This window comes from Paracoccus zeaxanthinifaciens ATCC 21588 (genome assembly GCF_000420145.1).
Classification (GTDB): Bacteria; Pseudomonadota; Alphaproteobacteria; order Rhodobacterales; family Rhodobacteraceae; genus Paracoccus; species Paracoccus zeaxanthinifaciens.
In genome coordinates, this window is record NZ_ATUJ01000002.1 from 231,968 (window position 1) to 253,253 (window position 21,286).

Sequence of the window (21,286 nt, forward strand, 5' to 3'; positions counted from 1 at the left end):
ATGCGCGAGACGCTGAAACTGAACGACGGCTGGACCTTCGCGCCCGGCCATGCCGACCCTGCCGCCGTTCTGGCGGGGCAGGCGGTGCGCCTGCCGCATAACGCGGTGGACATGCCGCTGACCTATTTCGACGAGGCGTGCTTCCAGAAGCCCTTCACCTATCAGCGCGTGATCGCCGCCGATCCGGCATGGGCGGGGCGGCGGGTCCGGCTGCGCTTCGACGGGGCGATGGCGGATTCGCGCGTCTTCGTGAACGGGGTGCAGGTCGTGGCCCATCCCGACGGCTATACCCCCTTCACCGCCGATCTGACCGATCACCTGGGCGATGGCCAGGCGGTCGTGACCGTGCATCTGGACGGGTCGGAAAACCCTGCGATCCCGCCCTTCGGCGCGCAGATCGACTATCTGACCTATGCGGGCATCTATCGCGATGTCTGGCTGGAGGTTATTCCCGAACGCCACCTGACGAACGCGCGCATCCTGACGCCGGACGCGCTGTCGGATGACAAGACCGTCGTGATCCGCCCCGAGGTCACGGCCCCCGGCCCCGTCCGCGCCCGCCTGCTGGACGGCGACCGAGAGATCGCCGCGACCGAGGGCGAGGGAGAGCTGACCCTTTCGGGCCTGACCGGCCTGCGCCTGTGGTCGCTGGATGATCCGGCGCTGTACACGGTCGAGCTGACGCTGCCCGACACGGGCGACGTGACGACCCATCGCTTCGGCTTCCGCACTGCCGAATGGACCCCCGAGGGCTTCGTGCTGAACGGCCGGCCCGTCAAGCTGCGCGGCCTGAACCGGCATCAGAGCTGGGCGCATGCGGGCTATGCCGCGGGCCGTCACGCGCAGGAACGCGACGCCGAGATCCTGAAGCGCGATCTGGGCTGCAACATGGTGCGCACCTCGCATTATCCGCAAAGCCCGTGGTTCATCGACCGCTGCGACGAGATCGGCCTGCTGGTCTTCGAGGAGATCCCTGGCTGGCAGCATATCGGGGACCAGGCGTGGCAGGACGCGTCGGTGGAGAACGTCCGCGCGATGATCCGCCGCGACTGGAACCACCCCAGCATCGTGATCTGGGGCGTGCGCATCAACGAAAGCCAGGACAACCACGACTTCTATGTCCGCACCAATGCGGTCGCGCGGGAACTGGACCCGACGCGGGCGACCGGCGGCGTGCGCTTCATCACCGACAGCGAGATGCTGGAGGACGTCTATACGATGAACGACTTCATCCTGGACGAATCCGAGCTGCCGCTGATCCAGCGCCCGCGCACCCCCCTGCGCGCGCAGACCGAAGTGACGGGCCTGAAGGCGCCGGTCCCCTATGTGGTGACCGAATATAACGGCCACATGTTCCCCACCAAGGCGGGCGACCCCGAGCTGCGCCAGATGGAACACGTGATCCGTCACCTGGACGTGCTGAACGCGGCGCATGGCGATCCGAACATCGCGGGTTGCATCGGCTGGTGCATGTTCGACTACAACACGCACAAGGACTTCGGCGCGGGCGACCGTATCTGCCATCACGGCGTCATGGACATCTGGCGCGAACCGAAATTCGCGGCGCATGCCTATTCCAGCCAGAAACCGCAATCCGAGGGCGTGGTGATGGAGCCGGTGACCTTCTGGGCGCGGGGCGAACGCAATATCGGCGGCGTGCTGCCGCTGATCGTGCTGACCAATTGCGACGAGGTCGAGTTCGAATGCGCGGGCGTCACCCGCCGCGTCGGCCCCGATCGCGAACGCTTCCCGCATCTGCCGCATCCGCCGGTCATCATCGACGACCGCCATATCGGCCCCGAGGAACTGGGCCTGTGGGGCATGAGCTGGCATCCCGGCAGCATCACCGGCCTGATCGACGGCAAGCCCGTCGCCCGTCGCGATTTCGTGGCCGACCCGCTGCCCACCACGCTGCAGGTCGCGCCCGATCTGGAGTCGGTCCCGGCGGATGGCGATATCGACCTGCGGGTGATGATCCGTGCGCTGGACCAGGCGGGGAACCGTCTGCCCTTCCTGGCGGGCTGCGTCGATGTCACGGTCGAGGGTCCGGCCACGCTGATCGGCCCCCATGCGCGGCCCTTGCAGGGGGGCACCACGGGGATGTGGCTGCGCCTGACGGGGGATGCGGGACAGATCCGCATCACCGCCCGCCACCCGCAATTCGCGGATGGCGTGGCGGTCGTCACGGTCGGTCAGGAAGGCTCGATCCGGTAACGGGTGCGCTGCTGCCAGATCTCGCCCGGACGCAGGATCGCGTCCGGGAAATCCGGCCTGTTCGGGGCGTCGGGCCATGCCTGCGCCTCGAACGCGACGGCGGCGCGAGGGCGGGCCAGCTGGCCCTTGTGCGCGGGGATGCCTTCGGGCGGGAAATGCCCGCCGTCATAGATCTGAAGCCCCGGCGCGGTCGTCAACACCGCCAGCCGCAGGTCCGACGATTGCAGCGTCGCGACCTGCCGCATCGCGGCATCCCCGCCGGGCAGGCAGAAGCAATGGTCGATCCCGTCGCGTCCCAACGCCCGCGGCTGCCGGAAGTCGAAGCGCGTTCCCGCGACCGGCGCGGGGGCTTCGGGCACGGGGATGCCCGACGCATCCACCGGAAGATAGCTGTCGGCATGAACCGTCAGGATCTGGTCCGCCGCATCGCCCCCAAGCGCGAAATAACCGTGATGCGTCAGGCTGCAGGGCGTGGCGCGGTCGCATGTGGCCTGCAGGTCGAAATCCAGCGCGCAACGGACCCCGTCATCCGACAGGGTGATCCGGATCGTCGCGTGGAAATTGCCCGGAAATCCCCCCGCGCCATCGGGCAGGGTCAACGTCAGGGTCGCGCTGTCCTCGGTCGTGCGGATCGGGGTCCAGTCCCGAAGCGAGGCCGCCGCGTGGCCGCCATGCAGGCAGTTCGCCCCCTCGTTCGCGTCCAGCACATGCGTCCTGCCGTCCAGATCGAAGCGTGCCCCGGCGATGCGGTTGGCAAAGCGGCCCATCATCGCGCCCACATGGGCAAATCGGTCGGCATAGGCGGCGGGGTCGGGATGGCCCAGCACCAGCGGGCGGTCGATGCCCGCGATCCGAAGGTCCTGCACCACCGCGCCGAACGGCAGCAGCGTCGCCGTCGCACGGCCCGAACGCAAGGTGATCTGTCCCATGGGCACCCCCTTTTCCCCGCGATACGACGCGGGGGCGGGGCGGTGCAAGGTCAGGACTGCAACGCCTTGCGAAGGCCGGGCAGGGTGCGGTCGAATGCCTTTCTCAGGGCAGGGCCGAACTCTCCGGGGGCAAAGCTGCGGATGCTGGAATGCGCGGCGCACAGGTTGCGCAGCTCGGCGCAGGTATGGGCCAGCTCGTCCACCCACGCGCCCAGCTGCTCGATGCAGTCGGGGTCGCCGGTCAGCGCCTTGGACATGGTTGGGTGCATGAACAGCTTGTCCTCGCCCACGATGCGCTTCAGCGGGCCGGGCATGGGCAGCACGTTGATCGTGTCGTCCACATGCAGCGTCGCGCTGGCCGGATGCCATGCAAGGACCGAGCCCGCGTGAACGCGCTCGTTCGCGGTGGTGTGATCTATCCCGCGCGGCACGGTCAGGACGAAATCCGACGCGAAGGTGGCCTCGGCCTCGGGGGTGTCGATCAGGGTCGGCTGCCAGTCCAGATCGGGGTGCTGGCGGCGATGCCGCTCGGTCCCATAGAGCCGCGCCTGCGGAAAGTCCCGCGCGACCGCCTGGCAGTGCAGCGTGTGATAGGGATGCAGGTTCAAGACCGCCGTCACCGCACGCCCCTGGTCGGTCATCTGCATCACCTGGTCGCGGATCTCGCCCGACAGGGGATAGCTGTCCAGCATCGCGAATTCGCCCGATCCCAGCTGCACCAGCGATGCCTGCGTGCCCACGTTCAGCACGCCGCCGATCCGCAGATCGCCGCGGATGTTCCAGAACCCGTTGCCGAGGTCGATGATCTTCTCGCTCATGTGTCTTTCCTGTTCATGCGTCCAGTGGGTTCATGCACCCGGGGGCGTTCCGAAATCGCGGTCCGTGGGCTGCGGTGCGTTCACCTGGCGGCAGATGTCGCGCAGCGCGGGCTTCATGCCCTCGACCAGGGTGGGGTGATAGAAGGGCATCGACAGAAGCTGCGGCGCGGTCGCGCCCGACTGGATCGCCCAGGCCAGCAGATGCGCCAGCGTGTCCCCGCCCGGACAGCACAGATCCGCTCCCGTCAGCCGCCCGTCATCGTCGGCATAGATGCGCATCAGCCCCTCGTTCGTGGCCTCGACCTTGGCGCGGCCCTGATCGCCGTAATCCGAGCTGCCGCAGATGCGACCGTCCTCGGGGGCGGTGCCGATCACGGCCATCGGCGGATCGGTGAAGGTCAGCGCCAAGGCCGGGCTGCGGTCGGCAGGGGCCACGTCGGGCAGGCGGGCGGCGTTGCGCCCCGCGACGGCCCCCTCGGTCGAGGCCTCGTGCAGGACCGGCGCGTCGGCATTCGCATCGCCCGCAATGAAGATCGCGCTGTCGCCGCAGCGCATGGTGCGGCGGTCGAAATCGGGCATGCCCTTGTCGTCCAGCGCCAGTCCGCTTCGTTCCAGGTCCAGCGCCTTCAGGTTCGGCGGCCGCCCTGCCGCGACCAGCACGCGGTCGAAATATTCCTCGCCGCTGTCATCGTCCGAGGACCAGCGGAGACGAACGCCGAAGCCCTCGCGCTGCGCATCGGTCTGGACGCCCAGATGCAGGTCCACGTCGCGCGTCAACGCCTGTTCCAGCGCGCGCCCGACGCGGGGACAGCGGGCCTTGCCGACCGTGCTGCCGTGATCGAACAGCGATACGGTGACCCCCAGCCGCGCCATCGCCTGCGCCAGTTCGCACCCGATGGCGCCCGCGCCGATGACGGCAAGGCTGCGGGGCAGGTCCTCGATCTCAAAGATGGTCTCGTTGGTCAGAAGGGCCTCGCCCAGATCGCGGAAGGGCTCGGGGATGGCGTTGGCCGATCCGGTGGCGATCACGACCGCACCGGCCCGGACGGTGCGCCCGTCCGACAGGGCCAGCAGGTTCGGACCCGCGAAGCGTGCGCGGGCGCGGATCATCACGCCCTGGGGCAGCTTGTCATAGCTTTCGCGCGTGCCGGCAGCAAAGCGGTCGCGTTCCTCGCGCAGACGGGCCATGACCGCGGGGCCGTCGATGCGCGGGGTGCCGGGATGAACGCCGAAGACGGGCGCGCGGCGCGCGTCATGGGCGGCATGGGCCGCCGCCAGCAGCAGCTTCGAGGGCATGCAGCCGGTATTCGCGCACAGCGTCCCGCGGAACTCGGGGTCGATCAGCAGCGTGCTGGCGCCTGCATCCCGCGCCGCGCGTTCCGCCGACATGCCCGCCGTGCCCGCCCCGATGACGGCCACGTCGCAACGAAGATCGGGGCTGTCGGTCATGTCGTTCTCCTGGCTTGAACCTGCATGACAACATGCCGGGGGCGGCATCGTTCCCTGCGCGTCAATCGGGCGTGTTACGCGGTTGCGGCGAAAGGTCGCGCGCCGCCTGCGGGCCGTGCAGCATCTGCAACCGATATTGACAATTCCGCGTTTCGGGCAGACCATATGTACACAATTTGTACCACGCCTAATCGCAAGGGAGAGGGGTCGAATGAATATGGACCTTTCACGCCGCAGTTTCCTGCGGCTGGCAGGTGCAGGGGTTGCAGCGACATCGCTAGGCGCGATGGGTTTCGGCAAGGCCGAGGCGGCAGAGGCGGCACATGTGCGCGCCTTCAAGCTGGCCACCATGACCGAGACGCGCAACATCTGCACCTATTGTTCGGTGGCATGCGGGATCATCCTGTATTCCAAGGGTGACCTGAAGGCGGGCGAGACCGCCGAGCTGGTCCATGTCGAAGGCGATGCCGACCACCCGACGAACCGCGGCACGCTGTGCCCCAAGGGTGCCGCGCTGAAGGATTTCGTGAAATCCGAGACCCGCGCGACCAAGCCCCGCTATCGCGCCCCCGGCGGCGGCGAATGGCAGGACATCACCTGGGACGAGGCATTCGACAAGATCGCCCGCGCCATCAAGGACGACCGCGACGCCAACATGATCGAGCGGAACGAGATCGGCACGCCGGTCAACCGCTGGACGACGGCGGGCTTCCTTGCGGCATCTGGTTCCACCAACGAGGCCGCATGGACCACCTACAAGGTCGTGCGCTCGATGGGGATGGTCGGCTTCGACAACCAGGCACGCGTCTGACACGGACCTACGGTGGCCAGTTTGGCTCCGACATTTGGCCGTGGCGCGATGACGAACGCCTGGACCGACATCAAGAATACCGACCTCGTGATCGTCATGGGCGGCAACGCCGCCGAGGCGCATCCATGTGGTTTCAAGTGGGTGACCGAAGCAAAGGCCCGTCGCGGCGCGAAGCTGATCGTGGTCGATCCGCGCTATACCCGCACCGCATCGGTGGCGGACTACTATGCCCCGATCCGTCCGGGCGCCGACATCGCCTTCCTGATGGGGGTGATCCGCTGGTGCATGGAAAACGACAAGATCCAGTGGGAATACGTCCGCAACTATACCAACGCGGCGTTCCTGGTGAAGGACGGCTTCGGCTGGTCCGACGGGATGTTCAACGGCTATGACGAGGAGACGCGCAGCTACGACATGGACGACTGGGAATACCAGATCGGCGATGACGGCTTCGCGATGACCGACCCGACGCTTCAGGATCCGCGCTGCGTGTGGAACCTGCTGCGCGAGCATGTCGACGTCTATACCCCCGAATTCGTCGAGAACGTCACCGGCACGCCCAGGGACAAGTTCCTGACCATCTGCGAGATGATCGGCGAATGCAGCGCGCCCGACCGCGTCATGACCTCGGTCTATGCGCTTGGCTGGACGCAGCATTCCAAGGGTGCGCAGAACATCCGCGGCATGGCGATGCTGCAGCTGATCCTGGGCAATATCGGCATGATGGGCGGCGGCGTGAACGCGCTGCGCGGCCATGCCAACATCCAGGGTCTGACCGATCTGGGCCTGATGTCGAACCTGATCCCGGGATACATGAACATCCCGCGCGACACGGAAATCGACTTCGAGACCTATATCGCGGGCAAGGCGAACCCGCCCCTGCGGCCGAACCAGATCAGCTACTGGCAGAACTACTCGAAGTTCTTCGTGTCCTTCCAGAAGGCCATGTGGGGCGACGCCGCCACCGAGGAGAACGACTGGGCCTACGACTACCTGCCCAAGCTGGACGTTCCGACCTACGACATCCTGCGCATGTTCGACATGATGTCCAAGGGCGAGGTGAACCTGTATTTCTGCCAGGGCTTCAACCCGTTCCTCAGCTTCCCGAACCGGGCCAAGCTGCTGAGCGCGCTGTCGAAGCTGAAGCTGCTGGTCGTGATGGACCCGCTGCAGACGGAAACGGCGCATTTCTGGCAGGATCACGGCATCTACAACGATGTCGACATGGCCTCGATCCAGACCGAGGTGCTGGAACTGCCCACGACCTGCTTCGCCGAGGACGAGGGCGCGACCGTGAACTCGGGTCGCTGGCTGCAATGGCACTGGCCGGGCGCGACCGCGCCGGGGCAGGCCAAGCCGGACACCTGGATCATGTCCAACATCTTCCTGCGCGTGCGCGAACTGTATCGCACCGAGGGCGGCGTGTTCCCCGATCCGATCGTGAACCTGAACTGGGAATACGAGGATCCGATGGAACCCTCGCCCCAGGAACTGGCCAAGGAGATGAACGGCCGCGCGCTGCGCGACGTCTATGACCTTGCCGATCCCCAAAAGCTGCTGGTCCCCGCGGGCGAGCAGGTCTCGACCTTCGCGCATCTGCGCGACGACGGATCGACCATGGCCGGGTGCTGGATCTTCGCGGGCTCGTTCACGCCGGAAGGCAACATGATGGCGCGCCGGGACAATTCGGACCTGGGCGACACGGGGACTTTCCTGAAATGGTCCTTCGCGTGGCCGCTGAACCGCCGGATCCTGTACAACCGCGCATCGGCGGACATGAAGGGGCGCCCCTGGGACCCCGAACGCACGCTGATCGAATGGAACGGCGAGAAGTGGGTCGGCTTCGACGTGCCCGACACGGCACCGACGGCCAAGCCCGAGGAGGTCATGCCCTTCATCATGACGCATGAGGGGGTCGGACGCCTCTTCAGCCGCAAGATGATGGTGGACGGACCCTTCCCCACGCATATGGAGCCCTTCGAGAGCCCCGTGGAGAACGTGCTGAACCGCAAGATGCGGGGCAACCCGGCTGCGCGGATCTTCCCGGGCGACCTGGAGCAGCTGGGCACCAGCGCGGACTTCCCCTTCGTCGCGACATCCTATCGCCTGACCGAGCATTTCCACTACTGGACCAAGCACAACAAGGTGAACGCCGCCTTGCAGCCCGAGTTCTTCGTGGAGATCAGCGAGGAACTGGCGGCGGAACGCGGCATCACCAAGGGCGGGCGCGTGCGCGTCTGGTCGAACCGCGGGCAGGTCTGGGCCAAGGCCGTGGTGACCAAGCGCATCAAGCCGATGGTCTGCGACGGCAAGCAGGTCCACGTGGTGGGCATCCCGCTGCACTGGGGCTTCATGGGCGCCGCCAAGAAGGGCTTCGGGCCGAACAGCCTGACGCCGTTCGTGGGTGACGCGAACATCCAGACGCCCGAATACAAGGCCTTCCTTGTCAACATCGAACCCGCAGCAGAGGAGCCGGTCGCATGAAGGATACCGCATCTGGCCCGACCACCGCGGTCTCGAACCCGCCGGTCCAGCCGACCGAGGCCTATTTCGATCAGGGCGACATCACCCGCATCTCGGCCACGCGGAACGTTCCGCAGCCGGATCGCGAGCTGACGAAGCTGGCCAAGCTGATCGATGTCAGCAAGTGCATCGGTTGCAAGGCCTGCCAGTCGGCCTGCGTCGAATGGAACGACACCGATCCCGGTGTCGGCGAGAACGTGGGGGTCTACGAAAACCCCCACGACCTGACGCCCGACATGTTCACCCTGATGCGCTTCAGCGAATGGGAGAACCCGGTCACGAACGAGCTGGAATGGCTGATCCGCAAGGATGGCTGCATGCATTGCGAGGATCCGGGCTGCCTGAAGGCCTGCCCGGCCCCCGGCGCGATCGTGCAGTATTCGAACGGAATCGTGGACTTCAACCACGACAACTGCATCGGCTGCGGGTACTGCGTCACCGGCTGCCCGTTCAACATCCCCCGCATCTCGGATACCGACCACAAGAGCTACAAGTGCACGCTGTGTTCGGACCGCGTCGCGGTGGGGCAGGGTCCGGCCTGCGCCAAGGCATGCCCGACCCAGGCCATCGTCTTCGGCACCAAGGACGACATGAAGGCCCATGCCGCCGAACGGATCGAGGATCTGAAGTCGCGCGGCTATGACAATGCGGGTCTCTATGATCCCGAGGGCGTCGGCGGGACGCATGTGATGTATGTCCTGCATCATCGCGACCAGCCCGGTCTCTATGCCGGCCTGCCCGAGGAGCCGCGCATCTCGCCGGTGGTCGAGGGCTGGAAGGGCGTGACCAAGACCGCGGGCCTTGCGGCCATGGGCATCGCCGCCGTCGGCGCGACGCTGCATGGTCTGTTCGCCCGCCCGAACGAGGTCGAGGAGCATGACGAGATCGAGGCCGATCGCATCGTCGACGGGCAGGAACCGCGTGACGGGGGGCAGCTCTGATGGCGCGTCCCCAATTCTCGGAACGAGGCGATCACATCGCCAGCCATGAGCCGATCCGCGTCAGCCGGTATCGCGGCTTCACCCGTGCGAACCACTGGGTGACGGCGGCCTGCCTGATCGTGCTTGCGATCTCGGGGCTGGCGCTGTTCGATCCGGCGCTGTACTTCCTGACCGGCCTCTTCGGGGGCGGTCAGACGACGCGCTGGCTGCATCCCATCGTGGGGGTCGTCCTGTTCGTCAGCTTCGCGCTGATGTTCGTGCAGCTGTGGCGGCTGAACCTGCCCCGGCGCGAGGACGCGAAGTGGATGGCCCATATCGGCGATGTCGTGAAGCAGAACGAGGACAAGCTGCCCGAGCTGGGGAAATACAACCCCGGCCAGAAGTTCGTCTTCTGGGGCATGTCCGGCCTGATCATCCTGGTGATCGTCACCGGCGTCGCGATCTGGGAACAGTTCTTCCCCGGCCTCGTGTCGATCCCGGTGCGGCGCATCGCGGTGCTGGTCCATGCGCTGTCGGCGGTCGCGATCATCCTGGTGTTCATCGTCCACGTCTATGCCGCGATCTGGACGCGTGGCACGCTGCGTGCGATGACGCGGGGAACCGTGACTGGCGGCTGGGCGTATCGCCATCACCGCAAGTGGCTGCGAGAGATCGCGGCGCGTGACAACAAGGGTCCGGCGGAATGATCCGCCGACCCGACTTTCGTGGCCGGTCGGCCCAGAGAGGATCATGACTACCACCATCCAACCCGATCCGACGGTCATCGGCGGCGTCCCTCAGGCGCCGCTTGCCTTTCTGCCGAACCCCGCGCGGCTGTTCGCGACGCGCGCGCGGCGCTTCGACTTCCTGTCGCAGCACAGCCAGAACCTTGCGCCCTATCTGAAATTCCTGGGCGAGCTGGTGGCCCTGCAGGACCGCATCGCGCGGGATCTGCCGCAGGTGACCCCCGTCCCGCGCGACCGCATCGACCTTGCACGCGAAAGCCGCATGCCGCCGATCGACCGCGCGAAGCTGGCGACCGATCCCGATCTGCACATCCTGCTGGACCGCTTCCTGTCCGAGGCTCAGGCCATCGAGATGCCCGAGGAGGCGCGGCTTGCGCTGTCGGCCGTCATCTCGGCCGGGGTCGCGGACCGGCACTGGCTGGTCGGGAACATCCTGTCCGACACGATCCCCGATGACAGCGCAGCGCCCCACCTGTTCGCCTCGCTGGCCGTGCAGCTGCATCTGGCCCGGCTTGCTGCGACGCTGGATGCCGATGCGCTGGTCCCGATCCGCACGGGCGTCTGCCCGTCCTGCGGCGGGCGGGCGGCCACCTCGTCCCTGACCACGGTTGGCCAGCTGGAAGGCGTGCGCTATGCGACCTGCGCCTGCTGCCAGACCCGCTGGAACGAGGTCCGCGTGACCTGCCTCTGCTGCGGCTCGAACGAGGACGTGTCCTATCGCAGCGTCGAAACCGCCGAGGCCACCGTCCGCGCCGAGGAATGCGGCAAGTGCGGCCATTGGGTCAAGATCCTGACCCAGACGGCGAACCACAGCCTGGAGCCCATCGCGGACGATGTCGGCTCGCTTGGGCTGGACCTGCTGATGAAGGACAAGGGCGTGACGCGCGGGGGCTTCAACCCCTTCCTGGCGGGGTTCTGATGCAGGGCTTCCGGGCCCTGCCATCCGTCGATCAGCTGCTGCAATCGGAACCGGTCGCGGCACTGGTCGCGGAACACGGGCGGCAGGCGGTCACCGCCGCCGCCCGCACGCGTCTGGACGGCGCCCGCGATGCGATCCGCGACGGTGCCGACGGGCCCGCGCAGGCCGCCGCGCTGCCGCATCTGATCGCCGCCGACCTGGCCGCCGCCGCCGCAACGGGGCTGCGGCCCATGCTGAACCTGACCGGCACCGTCCTGCACACCAATCTGGGTCGCGCGATCCTGGCCCCCGAGGCGGTCGAGGCCGCCGCGACCGCCATGGCCGCGCCGCTCGCGCTGGAATTCGACCTTGCGACCGGCGGGCGCGGACAGCGCGACGACCACCTGCGCGACATCCTGTGCGAGCTGACCGGGGCCGAGGATGCGACCATCCTGAACAACAACGCCGCAGCCGTGCTGATCGCGCTGAACACCTTCGGGCAGGGGCGCGGCAGCATCGTGTCGCGGGGCGAGCTGATCGAGATCGGCGGCGCCTTCCGCATGCCCGACATCATGTCCCGCGCCGGCACCCGCCTGGTCGAGGTCGGGACCACGAACCGCACCCATCCGCGCGATTACCAGTCCGCGATCGACGCGGATACGGGGCTGATCCTCAAGGTCCATACCTCGAACTATCGGATCGAGGGTTTCACCTCCGAGGTTGCGGCCCCCGAACTGTCGCGCATCGCGCGCGAGGCGGGCGTCGTGCTGCTGAACGATCTGGGCGCGGGATCGCTGGTGGACCTGTCGCGGTGGGGCCTGCGGCGCGAACCGACCGTGGCCGAGGCCGTCGCCGAGGGAGCCGACCTGGTGACCTTCTCGGGGGACAAGCTGCTGGGCGGCCCGCAGGCGGGCTTCATCGTCGGGCGGCGCGACCTGATCGCGCAGATCAACCGCAACCCGCTGAAGCGCGCGCTGCGGCTGGACAAGATCCGCATCGCGGCGCTGCAGGCGACACTGCGGCTCTATCGCGATCCGGATCGACTGGCGGAGCGTCTGCCGGTGCTGCGGATGCTGTCGCGTCCGCAGGCCGAGATTGCCGCGCAGGCCGAACGGGTGCTGCCGCAGGTGGCGAAGATCCTGTCGGGCTGGGGCTTCCATGCCGAAACCTGCGCCTGCGACAGCCAGGTGGGGTCGGGCGCGCTGCCGACCGACACGATCCCCTCGGCGGGATTGCGGCTGACGGGGCAGGGCGGCGATGCGCCCGACCGCCTTGCCGCGCGGCTGCGGGCCCTGCCGCGCCCCATCATCGGGCATATTCGCGACGGGGCGCTTATCCTCGACCTGCGCTGCCTTGGCGCGGATGACGATCTGACGGGGGCGTTGGCCGGGCGATGATCGTCGGAACCGCAGGACATATCGACCACGGCAAGACCGCCCTCGTGAAGGCGCTGACCGGCACCGATGCCGATCGCCTGGCCGAGGAGAAGGCCCGTGGCATCACCATCGACCTGGGCTTCGCCTATGCCGATCTGGGCGGCGGCGGCGTCACGGGCTTCGTCGATGTTCCCGGACACGAGCGGCTGATCCACACCATGCTTGCCGGTGCGGGCGGGATCGACATGGCGCTGCTGATCGTGGCGGCGGATGACGGGATCATGCCGCAGACGCGCGAACATCTGGCCATCCTGGACCTGCTGGGCCTTAACCGTGCAATCGTGGCGCTGACGAAATGCGACCTCGTGGATGACGACCGCCTGTCGCAGGTCCGCGCGCAGATCGGGGATGCGCTGGCACCCACGCTGCTGGCGGGTGCGCCGGTGATGCCCGTATCCGCCGTCACGGGCGCGGGGATCGACGCGCTGCGGGATGCGCTGATCCGGGCCGAGGCCGCGACCGCCGCCCGCGCCGATGCGCTGCCGCTGCGCATGTCGGTCGACCGCAGCTTTACCCTGTCGGGGGCGGGGACGGTCGTGACGGGCATGGTCGTGCAGGGGCGCGTCTCGGTCGGGGATCAGGTCGTGATCGGGCCGGAGGGGATCGCGGCCCGTGTGCGGGGCGTCCACGCGCAGAACCGCGCCGCAACCACGGGCGTCGCGGGCCAGCGTTGCGCGGTCAACCTGGCGGGCGAGGGGATCGCCAAGGACGCGATCCATCGCGGCGACATGCTGATGGCGCCCGAGCTTCTGGCCCCGACGGACCGGATCGACGCCTGGCTGTCGGTCCTGCCGTCGGAACCCAAGCCCGTCGGCACCTGGTTTCCCGCCCGCCTGCACAGCCATGCCGCCGAACGCGGCGCGAGGATCGTGCCCTTGGGCGATCCGATCCGCCCGGGCGAGGGCGGGCCGGTGCAGATCGTGCTGGACCGTCCGGTCGCGGGCGCGGTGGGCGACCGCTTCGTGCTGCGCGACGTCTCGGCCAGTCGGACCATCGGCGGGGGGCGGTTCCTGGACCTGCGCCCGCCCGCACGGCGCAGGCGCACGCCCGAACGGCTTGCGCTGATCGGGGCCGCGCGGCTGCCCGATCCGCTGCCGCGCATGCTGGACATCGCGCCGGTCGATCTGCGCGTCTTCTTCCGCGACAGGGGTCTGCCGCAGGACGACCGCATCCCGAACTTCGTGGGCGTCGCGCTGTCGGACGCGCATCTCGCGGGCCTGCAGCATCAACTGACCGAACAGCTTGCGGCCTTCCACAAAGAAAACCCCGACATGCCGGGCCTTGGTCGCGAAAGGCTGCGCCTGTCGATGCAGCCGCGCCTGCCCAAGGACGCGCATCTGGCCTTCCTGCGGTCCGAGGCCGCCGAGGGTCGCGTCGTGCTGGACGGGGCCTTCCTGCGGCTGCCCGGCCACTCGGTCCGCCTGTCCCCCGAGGACGAGGCGATATGGCAGCGCGTGCATCCGGTCCTGGTCGGGGAACAGCGCTTCCGCCCGCCGCGCGTGCGCGACTTCGCGACCGAGTTCGGAGTCGATGAACGCGACCTGCGCCGCGCGATGCGCCTGACGCAGAAGTTGGGCCTGACCGATCAGGTGGCCACCGACCACTTCTTCGCCCGAGAGGTCACGATCGAGATGCTGGCCATCCTGCGCGACGTGGCCGATCAGGCCGAGGGCGACTGGTTCGCGGCCCCCGCGTTCCGCGACCGGCTGAACAACGGTCGCAAGGTCGCGATCGAGATCCTGGACTTCTTCGACAGGCTGGGTGTGACAATCCGGCGCGGGGACATGCGCAAGCTGAACCCGCATCGGCTGGATCTGTTCGGATAAGGCGCTTGCAAAGGGCGCGGGGCTTGGCCATCAAGGCCGTCCCGCGCATGGCGCGTCATGGAAGGGAATCGTCCCCGGTGGGGCGGCCGGACTTCAAATCCGGTTGGGGCAGCGAGCCTGTCCCGGGTGGGTTCGACTCCCATTCCCTTCCGCCAATCACCAGCGCAGCCAGCGGCGTCCCAGAACGGCCCCGATCAGGGTCGCGATGCAGATGCCCATCCCGTACCAGGTGACATAGAACAGCGGGTTGTCCTCGGCGCAGTGGAGGGCATAGCCCGCGGCAGCACCCGCCCCCGATGCCAGCCCGATCAGCGCGCCCGTCAGGGTCGGACGCGTCGTGGCGCCCCGGCGCATCAGCGCGATCCCCACGACGATGGGCGTCAGCGACAGCACCGTGATCGAGGTCAGGCAGGCCGCGACGGTATTGCCCATGATCCCGCGCGGGATCTGCGCGACAGGCGTTTCCGCAAGCGTCGCCACGAACAGCGCGGCGGCCAGTCCGGCGGGCAGCAGCAGCAGCCAGACGGGGGGCTCGGCCTCGGGGCGGGCGGTCATCATGGCGGCGGGCAGCGCGATTGCGGCCAGCGCCAGCGGAATGGCATTCTTGGCCAGCGTCACCGGCGTCGTCAGCGCATGGGCCAGGTCGGGCCGCAGGCCGGTGCCGATCAGCAGCAGCACGAGGCCGATGCCGACCAGCCCCACGATCTGCAGCGCGATGCGGGACATGCGCAGCCGGGGCGGCGCAGGCATGGCCGCAAGGCTGGCGATCAGGTCTTCGGTGGTCTGTCGTTCGCTCATCTCGTCATCCTCTCCGCCAGGGCGCTCAGGCGCTTCATCGCCCTGTGCATCGATACCCGTGCGGCTCCTGCGCTGAGCCCGACGCGTTCTCCGGCGGTCTCGGCGCTTTCACCTTCGATCGCGATCGCGCGCACGATTGTGGCCGATCGCTCGTCTATCTGGTCCAGCATGGCCGACAGGTCGCGGGCGGCCATGGGTTCGTCGCTTCGTTCGGCGGGCAGCGTCTCCTCGAATGCCTCGATGGGCACCTGGATCGCGCTGCCGCGCTTGCGGAATGCATCGACGATCTTGTGTCGCGCCACCGCATAGAGCCAGGGCCGCACGGGCCTGTCGCCCTGCCATGTCCCCCGCTTCAGATGGACCGCCAGAAGGACCTCCTGCAGGATGTCCTCGTGTTCGTCGCTGCCCATCGTGCCGGCGCGTGCGCGGATGATGCCGCGCATGACCGGCGTGATCAGTGTCAGGAACCGCGCAAATGCGGCGCCGTCGCCCGCGTTCGCGGCCGTCAACAGCCTTTCCCATTCGCCCTGCGGTTCCAGCGCGACCTCCCGTCCGTTATCGAAGCTGGCGCCCAAAATAGCGCTTCGAACGGAGCCGAGGCAATGCCGGGGGGCCGCATATGACTGGACGAAGGCCATCACGTCTTCCTCAGTCCAGCCGCAGGGCGCGGTCGATGGACCAGCGTCCCGGCCCGTGGACGATCACCGCAAGCAGGGCGGCGGCCCACAACCCGTGGGTGATCCACGCCCCCGGATAGACGAAGACCTGGATCACCGCCGTCATCGCCAGCAGCCCCAGGGCCGACAGCCGCGTCATCAGCCCAAGGATCATCAGGACCGGCAGGACATGTTCCGCGACCGTCGCCATTACCGCCGCCCAGTCGGACGGGAGCAGGGGCAGGGCGTATTCGTGTTCGAACAGGAACCAGGTCGATTCCTTGATGCCGAAGCCCTCGACCTTGGTGCGGCCCGATTGCAGGAAGACCATCGCCGGAAAGACGCGCAGGGCCAGCGCGGGAATGTCGCGCGGAATGGCTGCAAGGACGGTGTTCAACGTCGCGATCATGGCGCTTCCTCCTGCGCGCTGGTGATGGCCCCGCCCGACATCAGCCGCACGAGGATGTGCTGCGCCGAATGGTCGGGATCGATCCGCAGCGCGCATCGGGCCGCATCGGCAAGGGGGCGGCCCTGCTGCAGGGCCTCGATCAGGGCGGCGTCGGCTTCGGCAATGCCCACGACATGGACCTGAAACGCCGGGTCGCGCAGGATCAGCGCGGTCTCGGCCCGCGCATGGTCGCGGACGGGCGGGCCGTCCGGCTGGTTCGCCAGCCAGACCGAGATCGCCGCATGCCCGAAGCGCAGCACCTGGACCGAGGGGTGCAGCCCCAGGATCAGCCGGTCGGGCGCGCAAGCCGCAAGATCGCCCGGTGCCACCGGCATCGCGTCGGCGGCGTGGAAGGCGCGGCCCCGCGCATGTTCCAGCCGCGCCACGTCGGCCATGTAGGGATGGGCGACCAGCGGTGCGAAACCGCGAAGGAAATCGGCAAAGCCCTCGCCCCATTCCGCGATGACGGGGCTGGCGGGGCGGTCGTCGCGGATGAAGCCCCGCGCCAGCGCCGCAAAGAATTCCTCGCCCACCAGGCGGCGGATGACGGGGAAACGGGCGGCCAGTGCCTCGGACAGGCCGACGGCCACGTTGTTGCGATAGACCGCGAAACGCTGGCCGGTCTCGGCCGGATCGATGGCGGTCAGTCCGGGGGGCAGGGTGCCGTCCTGCAGGCCCGCCCGGAACGCGGTCAGGAAATCACTGTGCGGCAAGGCTCTGCCCCCTTTCGCGAAGGATTGCATCGGCGCGTGCGGCCTCGGCGGCCAGCACGGACCATTCGGGAACGTCGTTGTCCCATTCGACCAGCGTGGGCAGCGGCCCCGTGCGGGCAATGATGTCGCGAAACAGCGCCCAGACCGGATCGGCCACGGGCGCGCCGTGGCTGTCGATCAGCAGCGGCCCCGAGGGCAGGTCCTCCTGGTCGTGGCCGCCCAGATGGATCTCGGCCACGAGGTCCAGCCGGAATTCCGCAAGATAGTCCAGCGGATCGCGGCGATGGTTCGCGCAGGACACGAAGACGTTGTTCACGTCCAGCAGCAGCCCGCAGCCGGTGCGGTCGGCGACACTCGCCATGAACTCGGGCTCGGGTATGGTCGACTGTTCGAACAGCACATAGGTCGCGGGGTTCTCCAGCAGCATTTGGCGGCCCAGAACCTCCTGCACGCGGTCGACGTGATCGGCCACGATCTGCAGCGTCTGCTCGGTATAGGGCAGGGGCAGCAGGTCGTTCAGATATTCCGCCCCGTGGCTGGACCATGCGAGATGCTCGGAAAAACTGTCGGGCTGGTAACGGTCGCAGAGGGTCTTCAGCCGCGCCAGGTGATCCTCGTCCAGCCCCTTGTGGCCGCCGATCGACAGGCCGACGCCATGCACCGACAGCGGGTGATCGGCGCGCAGCGCGGTCAGCTGCGCATGGGGCAGCCCGCCCGCGCCCATGTAGTTCTCGGCATGGACCTCGAAGAAGCCGACCGGACCGGGGTTGCGAGCGATATCGGCGAAGTGCTTCGACTTGAAGCCGACACCGGGGCGTGCGGGAAGATGGGACATGGTGTTCACCTTGGCGGTTGGAACGGGGCGGATGGCGCGTGCGCGGCCGGGGGAACCCGCGCACGCGCGCCCTGCCGGTCAGGCAGGGATGTCGCGGTCGAGTTCCGAGAGCGATCCCTGCCGCGCGGTGCCGTCATCGGCGGCGGGCAGCGCGATATCCGCGCAGGTTCCCGCGGGCACCAGCGTCCAGGCATTGCCCTGGTAATCCACCTTCGAGGTTCCGGCGCAGGTCGTGCCCGGTCCGGCGGCGCAGTCGTTCTCGCCCGCCAGCGAGACGCCGAAGCATTTCTCCATGCCCTGGGCGTGGACGGGGGTGGCTGCCATCGCACCAAGGGCGCAGGTCAGCGCGGCGCCCAGTGCAAGCGTGTTGGTCTTGGTTGTCATCGGGTCCTCCTTGTCAGACGGGAAGGACGATCTTGCGCCGTCCTTCCCCTGACCATTCGGAGCGACCGAACCGATCGTTACACGGATCACGAACCCGTGATGTCGATCAGGCCTCTGCCAAGTGCTGCAGGATGCGGCCGTAATTCTCGACCCCCTGCGCGCCGGTCACCAGGTGCTGCTGGCTGAAGACCATCGCGGGCACGCCCGAGATGCCGTGCCCGGTCCAGAACTGCTGCTTCTGGCGCACGTCGCCCGCCATGCGTTCGTCGCGCAGGACCTCCAGCGCCTCGTCGCGGTCCAGACCGGCCGCGACCGCCGCGTCGCCCAGCACGTCGGGCTGCGACACGTCGCGGCGATCGGTGAAGAAGGATGCGAACAGCGCCATCTTCACCTCGTGCGCCTTGCCCTTGGTCGCGGCCCAGTCGATCAGCTGATGCGCGCGGAAGGTGTTCACCATCCGCATGTCGGCGGCATAGTTGAACTCGAAGCCCAGCTCTGCCCCCAGCTCGGTCAGGCGATGGCGCGAGGCCTCGGATTCCTCGATGGTCGAGCCGTATTTCTGGGCGATATGCTCTCGCAGGTTCTGGCCTTCGGGGGGCATGTCGGTGTTCAGCTCGAACGGGTGCCAGTGCACCTCGACGGGAATGCCGGTCTGTTCGCTGGCAAGCGCAAGCTGGCGATAGCCGATCACGCACCAGGGACAGACGACGTCCGAGACGATATCGACGCGGATCGGGGATGCTTCGGTCATGGGATCCTTCCTTGTTCAGCCCCCCAAGCTAGGCACGACGGTCCAACCTTTCCAGAAGCGCGACCAGATCGCGGAAGCGTTCGCCCTGGATCAGGACGTGATCCTGCATCGCGCGGGCGGCCTCGTCCTCGGCGCCGTCGCGGATGGCGCGGGCGATCTGTCGGTGTTCGGCAAGCGAGGTCCGCACCCGCCCCCGCGCCTGCAGCTGGCGGCGGCGATAGGGTTGCAGGATCGCCTGCAGGCGCAGTGTCTCGGCCTCGAGGAACGCGTTGTGCGCGGCGTGATAGATGGCCTGGTGGAACTCGGTGTTCTCGGCATAGTAGCGGTCGCTGTCGCCCGCCTTGGCGGCCAGCTCGCAGGCGGACAGGCTGGCCTCGATGCGGCGGTGATCGGCATCCTCGGCGCGGCGGCAGGCCAGGCGCGCGCAGAACGCCTCCATCTGGGCCATTAGCTCGAACCGCTCCATCAGCTGCGCGACGCCCAGCTTGGTGACGAAGGTGCCGCGCTTGGGCTGGACGATCAGCAGGCCCGACGCCTCGAGCGCCTGCAGCGCCTCGCGGACGGGGGTGCGCGAACAGCCGTAATTGGCGGCGATGGCATCGGGGTCGATTCTGTCGCCCGGCTGAAAGCGCCCGTCGACGATGTCGTTTTCCAGCGCAAGGCGGATTCTCTGGGCGGTCGGGATGTTCATGGCCACGCGATGTCCTTGTCCTTGCTGCCCATTTCATCCGACGGGCGGGGAATTGTCCATTTGCAAGGCTGTTATATACAACAACATCCAGAAGGTGTATATCTGGTCCCGAGGAGGATCGCATATGGGCAAGCAACGACTGACCTTCCTGACCGATTTCGTCGAGGCGATCACCCGGCGCAAGCGCGCCGGAGAGGCCGAGACGCTGAAGGCGCTGTCCCACCCCGCACCCGAGCGGCTGATCGCCGCCTGCAGCGTGCTGATGGGCCGGATCGGGGACGCCTCTCGGGTGGCGGTGGCCGAACAGGCGCTGGCCGCCTATGGCGACCTGTCGGACGACGAGAAGCGCGCCTTCTTCGCCCATCTGCGCGACGATTACGGCGTCGATGCCGATGCGATCCGCAGCGCCTATGCCGCCTAGGATGCGGGCGGGGACGCGGTCGCGGTGGCGGATCTGTTCCGTGCCGTCGAGCCCGCGCGCCAGACCCTGCTGCGCCGCCTGAACCTGGCGCCCGGCGCGACCCTGCGGCTGGTCCGCATGCGAGAGGACCTGCTGAAGGCCATCGCCGACGATCCGGCCCTTGCGCCCATCGACGAGGATTTCGCGCATCTCTTCGCGTCCTGGTTCAACCGCGGCTTCCTGACGCTGCGCCGGATCGACTGGGCCTCGCCCGCCGCGATCCTGGAGAAGATCATGGATTACGAGATCGTCCACCGCATGCGGGGCTGGGACGACCTCAAGCGCCGCCTCGCCGACAACGACCGCAGGCTCTATGCCTTCTTCCACCCCGCGACCGGCGACGAGCCGCTGATCTTCGTCGAGGTGGCCCTGACGCGCGGCATCCCCGATGCGATCGGCCCGATCCTGACCGCCCCCGAGGCCCGCGAGGCCGTCGATGCCGATACGGCCGTGTTCTATTCGATCAACAACAGCCTTGCGGGGCTGAAGGGCGTGTCCTTCGGGAACTTCCTGATCAAACAGGTGGTCGCCGTCCTCAGCGCGGAGCTGCCGCAGTTGTCGCGCTTCGTGACGCTATCGCCCGTGCCGGGCTTTGCCCGCTGGCTGGCCGCGCAGGATGACGACCGCGCCGCAGCCCTTGGGCGTGCCTTGGCAGCGGGCGAATGGTCCGAGGATGCCGACGCCATCGAGGCCCTGCGCCCCGAGATCGAGGCCATAGCCGCGCGATACATCGTGCAGGAAAAGGGCCGCGGCGGCATGCCCGCCGATCCGGTCGCCCGTTTCCACCTGGGCAACGGTGCCAGCGCGCATCGCCTGAACTGGCCCGCCGACCTGTCGCCGGGTGCGATGCGGTCCGCGCATGGGCTGATGATCAACTACCTCTATGAACTTCCGCTGATCGAGGCCCGCCACGAGGGCTTCGTCCGCGACGGCACGGTCGCCCATGGCGAACAGCTTGCCGAAGCACTGCAACGATAAGA

The 21,286-nt window shown here is 68.0% G+C and carries 21 protein-coding genes and 1 tRNA gene; 11 read left to right on the top strand and 11 right to left on the bottom strand.

All coding sequences use genetic code 11. The features are described 5' to 3' along the window. On the top strand, positions 1–2,214 hold the full coding sequence (locus F804_RS0102900) for a glycoside hydrolase family 2 protein (RefSeq protein WP_028725545.1): 2,214 nt from the start codon (positions 1–3) through the stop codon (positions 2,212–2,214). On the opposite strand, the gene F804_RS15460 is transcribed toward F804_RS0102900, so the two are convergent. The 3 genes from F804_RS15460 to F804_RS0102915 are packed head-to-tail and all read right to left on the bottom strand — an operon-like array spanning position 2,193 to position 5,410. Continuing rightward, positions 2,193–3,143, bottom strand: coding sequence for an aldose epimerase family protein (locus F804_RS15460; protein ID WP_040595586.1), 951 nt, complete (start codon positions 3,141–3,143; stop codon positions 2,193–2,195). The genes F804_RS0102900 and F804_RS15460 overlap by 22 nt on opposite strands. Positions 3,144–3,193: 50 nt before the next feature. Next, complete coding sequence (locus tag F804_RS0102910) at positions 3,194–3,961, bottom strand: hypothetical protein (RefSeq protein ID WP_022706251.1); 768 nt, start codon at positions 3,959–3,961, stop codon at positions 3,194–3,196. A gap of 30 nt (positions 3,962–3,991) precedes the next feature. Further along, the gene (locus F804_RS0102915; RefSeq protein WP_022706252.1) at positions 3,992–5,410 is read right to left on the bottom strand and encodes a dihydrolipoyl dehydrogenase; all 1,419 of its coding nucleotides are present in this window, start codon (positions 5,408–5,410) and stop codon (positions 3,992–3,994) included. Between the two features lie 211 nt (positions 5,411–5,621). Between F804_RS0102915 and F804_RS17785 the strand changes: the two genes are divergently transcribed. From F804_RS17785 to F804_RS17315, 8 genes are all read left to right on the top strand, one after another. Next, a complete protein-coding gene (locus F804_RS17785) occupies positions 5,622–6,221 on the top strand; it encodes a twin-arginine translocation signal domain-containing protein (RefSeq protein ID WP_084686411.1) in 600 nt (199 codons plus the stop codon). Positions 6,222–6,233: 12 nt separating this feature from the next. Then, positions 6,234–8,705, top strand: coding sequence for a formate dehydrogenase-N subunit alpha (gene fdnG / locus F804_RS0102925; RefSeq protein ID WP_211214600.1), 2,472 nt, complete (start codon positions 6,234–6,236; stop codon positions 8,703–8,705). Beyond that, complete coding sequence (fdxH, locus tag F804_RS0102930; RefSeq protein ID WP_022706253.1) at positions 8,702–9,685, top strand: formate dehydrogenase subunit beta; 984 nt, start codon at positions 8,702–8,704, stop codon at positions 9,683–9,685. Before fdnG ends, fdxH begins: the two co-directional genes overlap by 4 nt. Further along, positions 9,685–10,371 carry a formate dehydrogenase subunit gamma gene (locus F804_RS0102935; protein WP_022706254.1) on the top strand — a complete coding sequence of 229 codons (687 nt, stop codon included), beginning with the start codon at positions 9,685–9,687 and terminating at the stop codon, positions 10,369–10,371. The genes fdxH and F804_RS0102935 overlap by 1 nt, the downstream gene beginning before the upstream one ends. 43 nt (positions 10,372–10,414) lie before the next feature. Next, positions 10,415–11,329, top strand: a complete 915-nt coding sequence (gene fdhE, locus F804_RS0102940; RefSeq protein WP_022706255.1) for a formate dehydrogenase accessory protein FdhE — start codon at positions 10,415–10,417, stop codon at positions 11,327–11,329. Beyond that, positions 11,329–12,705, top strand: coding sequence for an L-seryl-tRNA(Sec) selenium transferase (gene selA, locus F804_RS0102945; protein ID WP_022706256.1), 1,377 nt, complete (start codon positions 11,329–11,331; stop codon positions 12,703–12,705). The genes fdhE and selA overlap by 1 nt, the downstream gene beginning before the upstream one ends. Beyond that, positions 12,702–14,570 (top strand): selenocysteine-specific translation elongation factor, encoded by a 1,869-nt coding sequence (gene selB, locus F804_RS0102950; RefSeq protein WP_022706257.1) that lies wholly within the window; start codon positions 12,702–12,704, stop codon positions 14,568–14,570. Before selA ends, selB begins: the two co-directional genes overlap by 4 nt. 59 nt (positions 14,571–14,629) lie before the next feature. Beyond that, positions 14,630–14,725, top strand: a tRNA-Sec gene (locus tag F804_RS17315). A gap of 1 nt (position 14,726) precedes the next feature. On the opposite strand, the gene F804_RS0102955 is transcribed toward F804_RS17315, so the two are convergent. From F804_RS0102955 to F804_RS0102990, 8 genes are all read right to left on the bottom strand, one after another. Further along, positions 14,727–15,368 (bottom strand): NrsF family protein, encoded by a 642-nt coding sequence (locus tag F804_RS0102955; protein WP_022706258.1) that lies wholly within the window; start codon positions 15,366–15,368, stop codon positions 14,727–14,729. Further along, entirely contained in the window at positions 15,365–16,006 is a 642-nt protein-coding gene (locus F804_RS15465) for a sigma-70 family RNA polymerase sigma factor (RefSeq protein WP_084686413.1), read from the bottom strand. Before F804_RS15465 ends, F804_RS0102955 begins: the two co-directional genes overlap by 4 nt. A gap of 10 nt (positions 16,007–16,016) precedes the next feature. Next, positions 16,017–16,433, bottom strand: coding sequence for a DoxX family protein (locus F804_RS0102965; RefSeq protein ID WP_028725548.1), 417 nt, complete (start codon positions 16,431–16,433; stop codon positions 16,017–16,019). Further along, a complete protein-coding gene (locus F804_RS15470) occupies positions 16,430–17,185 on the bottom strand; it encodes an HvfC/BufC N-terminal domain-containing protein (protein ID WP_022706260.1) in 756 nt (251 codons plus the stop codon). Before F804_RS15470 ends, F804_RS0102965 begins: the two co-directional genes overlap by 4 nt. Continuing rightward, positions 17,172–18,020 carry an MNIO family bufferin maturase gene (gene bufB / locus F804_RS0102975; RefSeq protein WP_040595589.1) on the bottom strand — a complete coding sequence of 283 codons (849 nt, stop codon included), beginning with the start codon at positions 18,018–18,020 and terminating at the stop codon, positions 17,172–17,174. The genes F804_RS15470 and bufB overlap by 14 nt, the downstream gene beginning before the upstream one ends. 78 nt (positions 18,021–18,098) lie before the next feature. Then, entirely contained in the window at positions 18,099–18,404 is a 306-nt protein-coding gene (locus F804_RS0102980) for a BufA1 family periplasmic bufferin-type metallophore (protein ID WP_028725550.1), read from the bottom strand. 106 nt (positions 18,405–18,510) lie between these two features. Then, on the bottom strand, positions 18,511–19,155 hold the full coding sequence (locus tag F804_RS0102985) for a DsbA family oxidoreductase (RefSeq protein WP_022706261.1): 645 nt from the start codon (positions 19,153–19,155) through the stop codon (positions 18,511–18,513). Positions 19,156–19,183: 28 nt separating this feature from the next. Further along, positions 19,184–19,846, bottom strand: coding sequence for a GntR family transcriptional regulator (locus tag F804_RS0102990; RefSeq protein WP_022706262.1), 663 nt, complete (start codon positions 19,844–19,846; stop codon positions 19,184–19,186). Between the two features lie 124 nt (positions 19,847–19,970). Here F804_RS0102990 and F804_RS17560 point away from each other — a divergent pair, with 124 nt between their 5' ends. Together F804_RS17560 and F804_RS15475 are read left to right on the top strand one after the other, a co-directional pair. Next, positions 19,971–20,267, top strand: coding sequence for a hypothetical protein (locus F804_RS17560; RefSeq protein ID WP_051142273.1), 297 nt, complete (start codon positions 19,971–19,973; stop codon positions 20,265–20,267). Positions 20,268–20,291: 24 nt separating this feature from the next. Continuing rightward, complete coding sequence (locus F804_RS15475) at positions 20,292–21,284, top strand: malonyl-CoA decarboxylase domain-containing protein (protein WP_051142274.1); 993 nt, start codon at positions 20,292–20,294, stop codon at positions 21,282–21,284. The last annotated feature ends 2 nt before the right edge of the window (positions 21,285–21,286 follow it).

What these genes read in the sequence shown, in the direction of transcription:
- F804_RS17785 (WP_084686411.1), top strand. Translation starts at nt 5,622, where the DNA reads ATGAATATGGACCTTTCACGCCGCAGTTTCCTGCGGCTGGCAGGTGCA.
- F804_RS0102915 (WP_022706252.1), bottom strand. Translation starts at nt 5,410, where the DNA reads ATGACCGACAGCCCCGATCTTCGTTGCGACGTGGCCGTCATCGGGGCG.
- selA (WP_022706256.1), top strand. Translation starts at nt 11,329, where the DNA reads ATGCAGGGCTTCCGGGCCCTGCCATCCGTCGATCAGCTGCTGCAATCG.
- F804_RS17560 (WP_051142273.1), top strand. Translation starts at nt 19,971, where the DNA reads ATGGGCAAGCAACGACTGACCTTCCTGACCGATTTCGTCGAGGCGATC.
- F804_RS0102955 (WP_022706258.1), bottom strand. Translation starts at nt 15,368, where the DNA reads ATGAGCGAACGACAGACCACCGAAGACCTGATCGCCAGCCTTGCGGCC.
- F804_RS0102980 (WP_028725550.1), bottom strand. Translation starts at nt 18,404, where the DNA reads ATGACAACCAAGACCAACACGCTTGCACTGGGCGCCGCGCTGACCTGC.
- selB (WP_022706257.1), top strand. Translation starts at nt 12,702, where the DNA reads ATGATCGTCGGAACCGCAGGACATATCGACCACGGCAAGACCGCCCTC.
- F804_RS0102990 (WP_022706262.1), bottom strand. Translation starts at nt 19,846, where the DNA reads ATGAACATCCCGACCGCCCAGAGAATCCGCCTTGCGCTGGAAAACGAC.
- F804_RS0102965 (WP_028725548.1), bottom strand. Translation starts at nt 16,433, where the DNA reads ATGATCGCGACGTTGAACACCGTCCTTGCAGCCATTCCGCGCGACATT.
- F804_RS0102910 (WP_022706251.1), bottom strand. Translation starts at nt 3,961, where the DNA reads ATGAGCGAGAAGATCATCGACCTCGGCAACGGGTTCTGGAACATCCGC.
- bufB (WP_040595589.1), bottom strand. Translation starts at nt 18,020, where the DNA reads ATGTCCCATCTTCCCGCACGCCCCGGTGTCGGCTTCAAGTCGAAGCAC.
- F804_RS0102935 (WP_022706254.1), top strand. Translation starts at nt 9,685, where the DNA reads ATGGCGCGTCCCCAATTCTCGGAACGAGGCGATCACATCGCCAGCCAT.
- F804_RS0102900 (WP_028725545.1), top strand. Translation starts at nt 1, where the DNA reads ATGCGCGAGACGCTGAAACTGAACGACGGCTGGACCTTCGCGCCCGGC.
- F804_RS15465 (WP_084686413.1), bottom strand. Translation starts at nt 16,006, where the DNA reads ATGGCCTTCGTCCAGTCATATGCGGCCCCCCGGCATTGCCTCGGCTCC.
- F804_RS15460 (WP_040595586.1), bottom strand. Translation starts at nt 3,143, where the DNA reads ATGGGACAGATCACCTTGCGTTCGGGCCGTGCGACGGCGACGCTGCTG.
- fdhE (WP_022706255.1), top strand. Translation starts at nt 10,415, where the DNA reads ATGACTACCACCATCCAACCCGATCCGACGGTCATCGGCGGCGTCCCT.
- fdxH (WP_022706253.1), top strand. Translation starts at nt 8,702, where the DNA reads ATGAAGGATACCGCATCTGGCCCGACCACCGCGGTCTCGAACCCGCCG.
- F804_RS0102985 (WP_022706261.1), bottom strand. Translation starts at nt 19,155, where the DNA reads ATGACCGAAGCATCCCCGATCCGCGTCGATATCGTCTCGGACGTCGTC.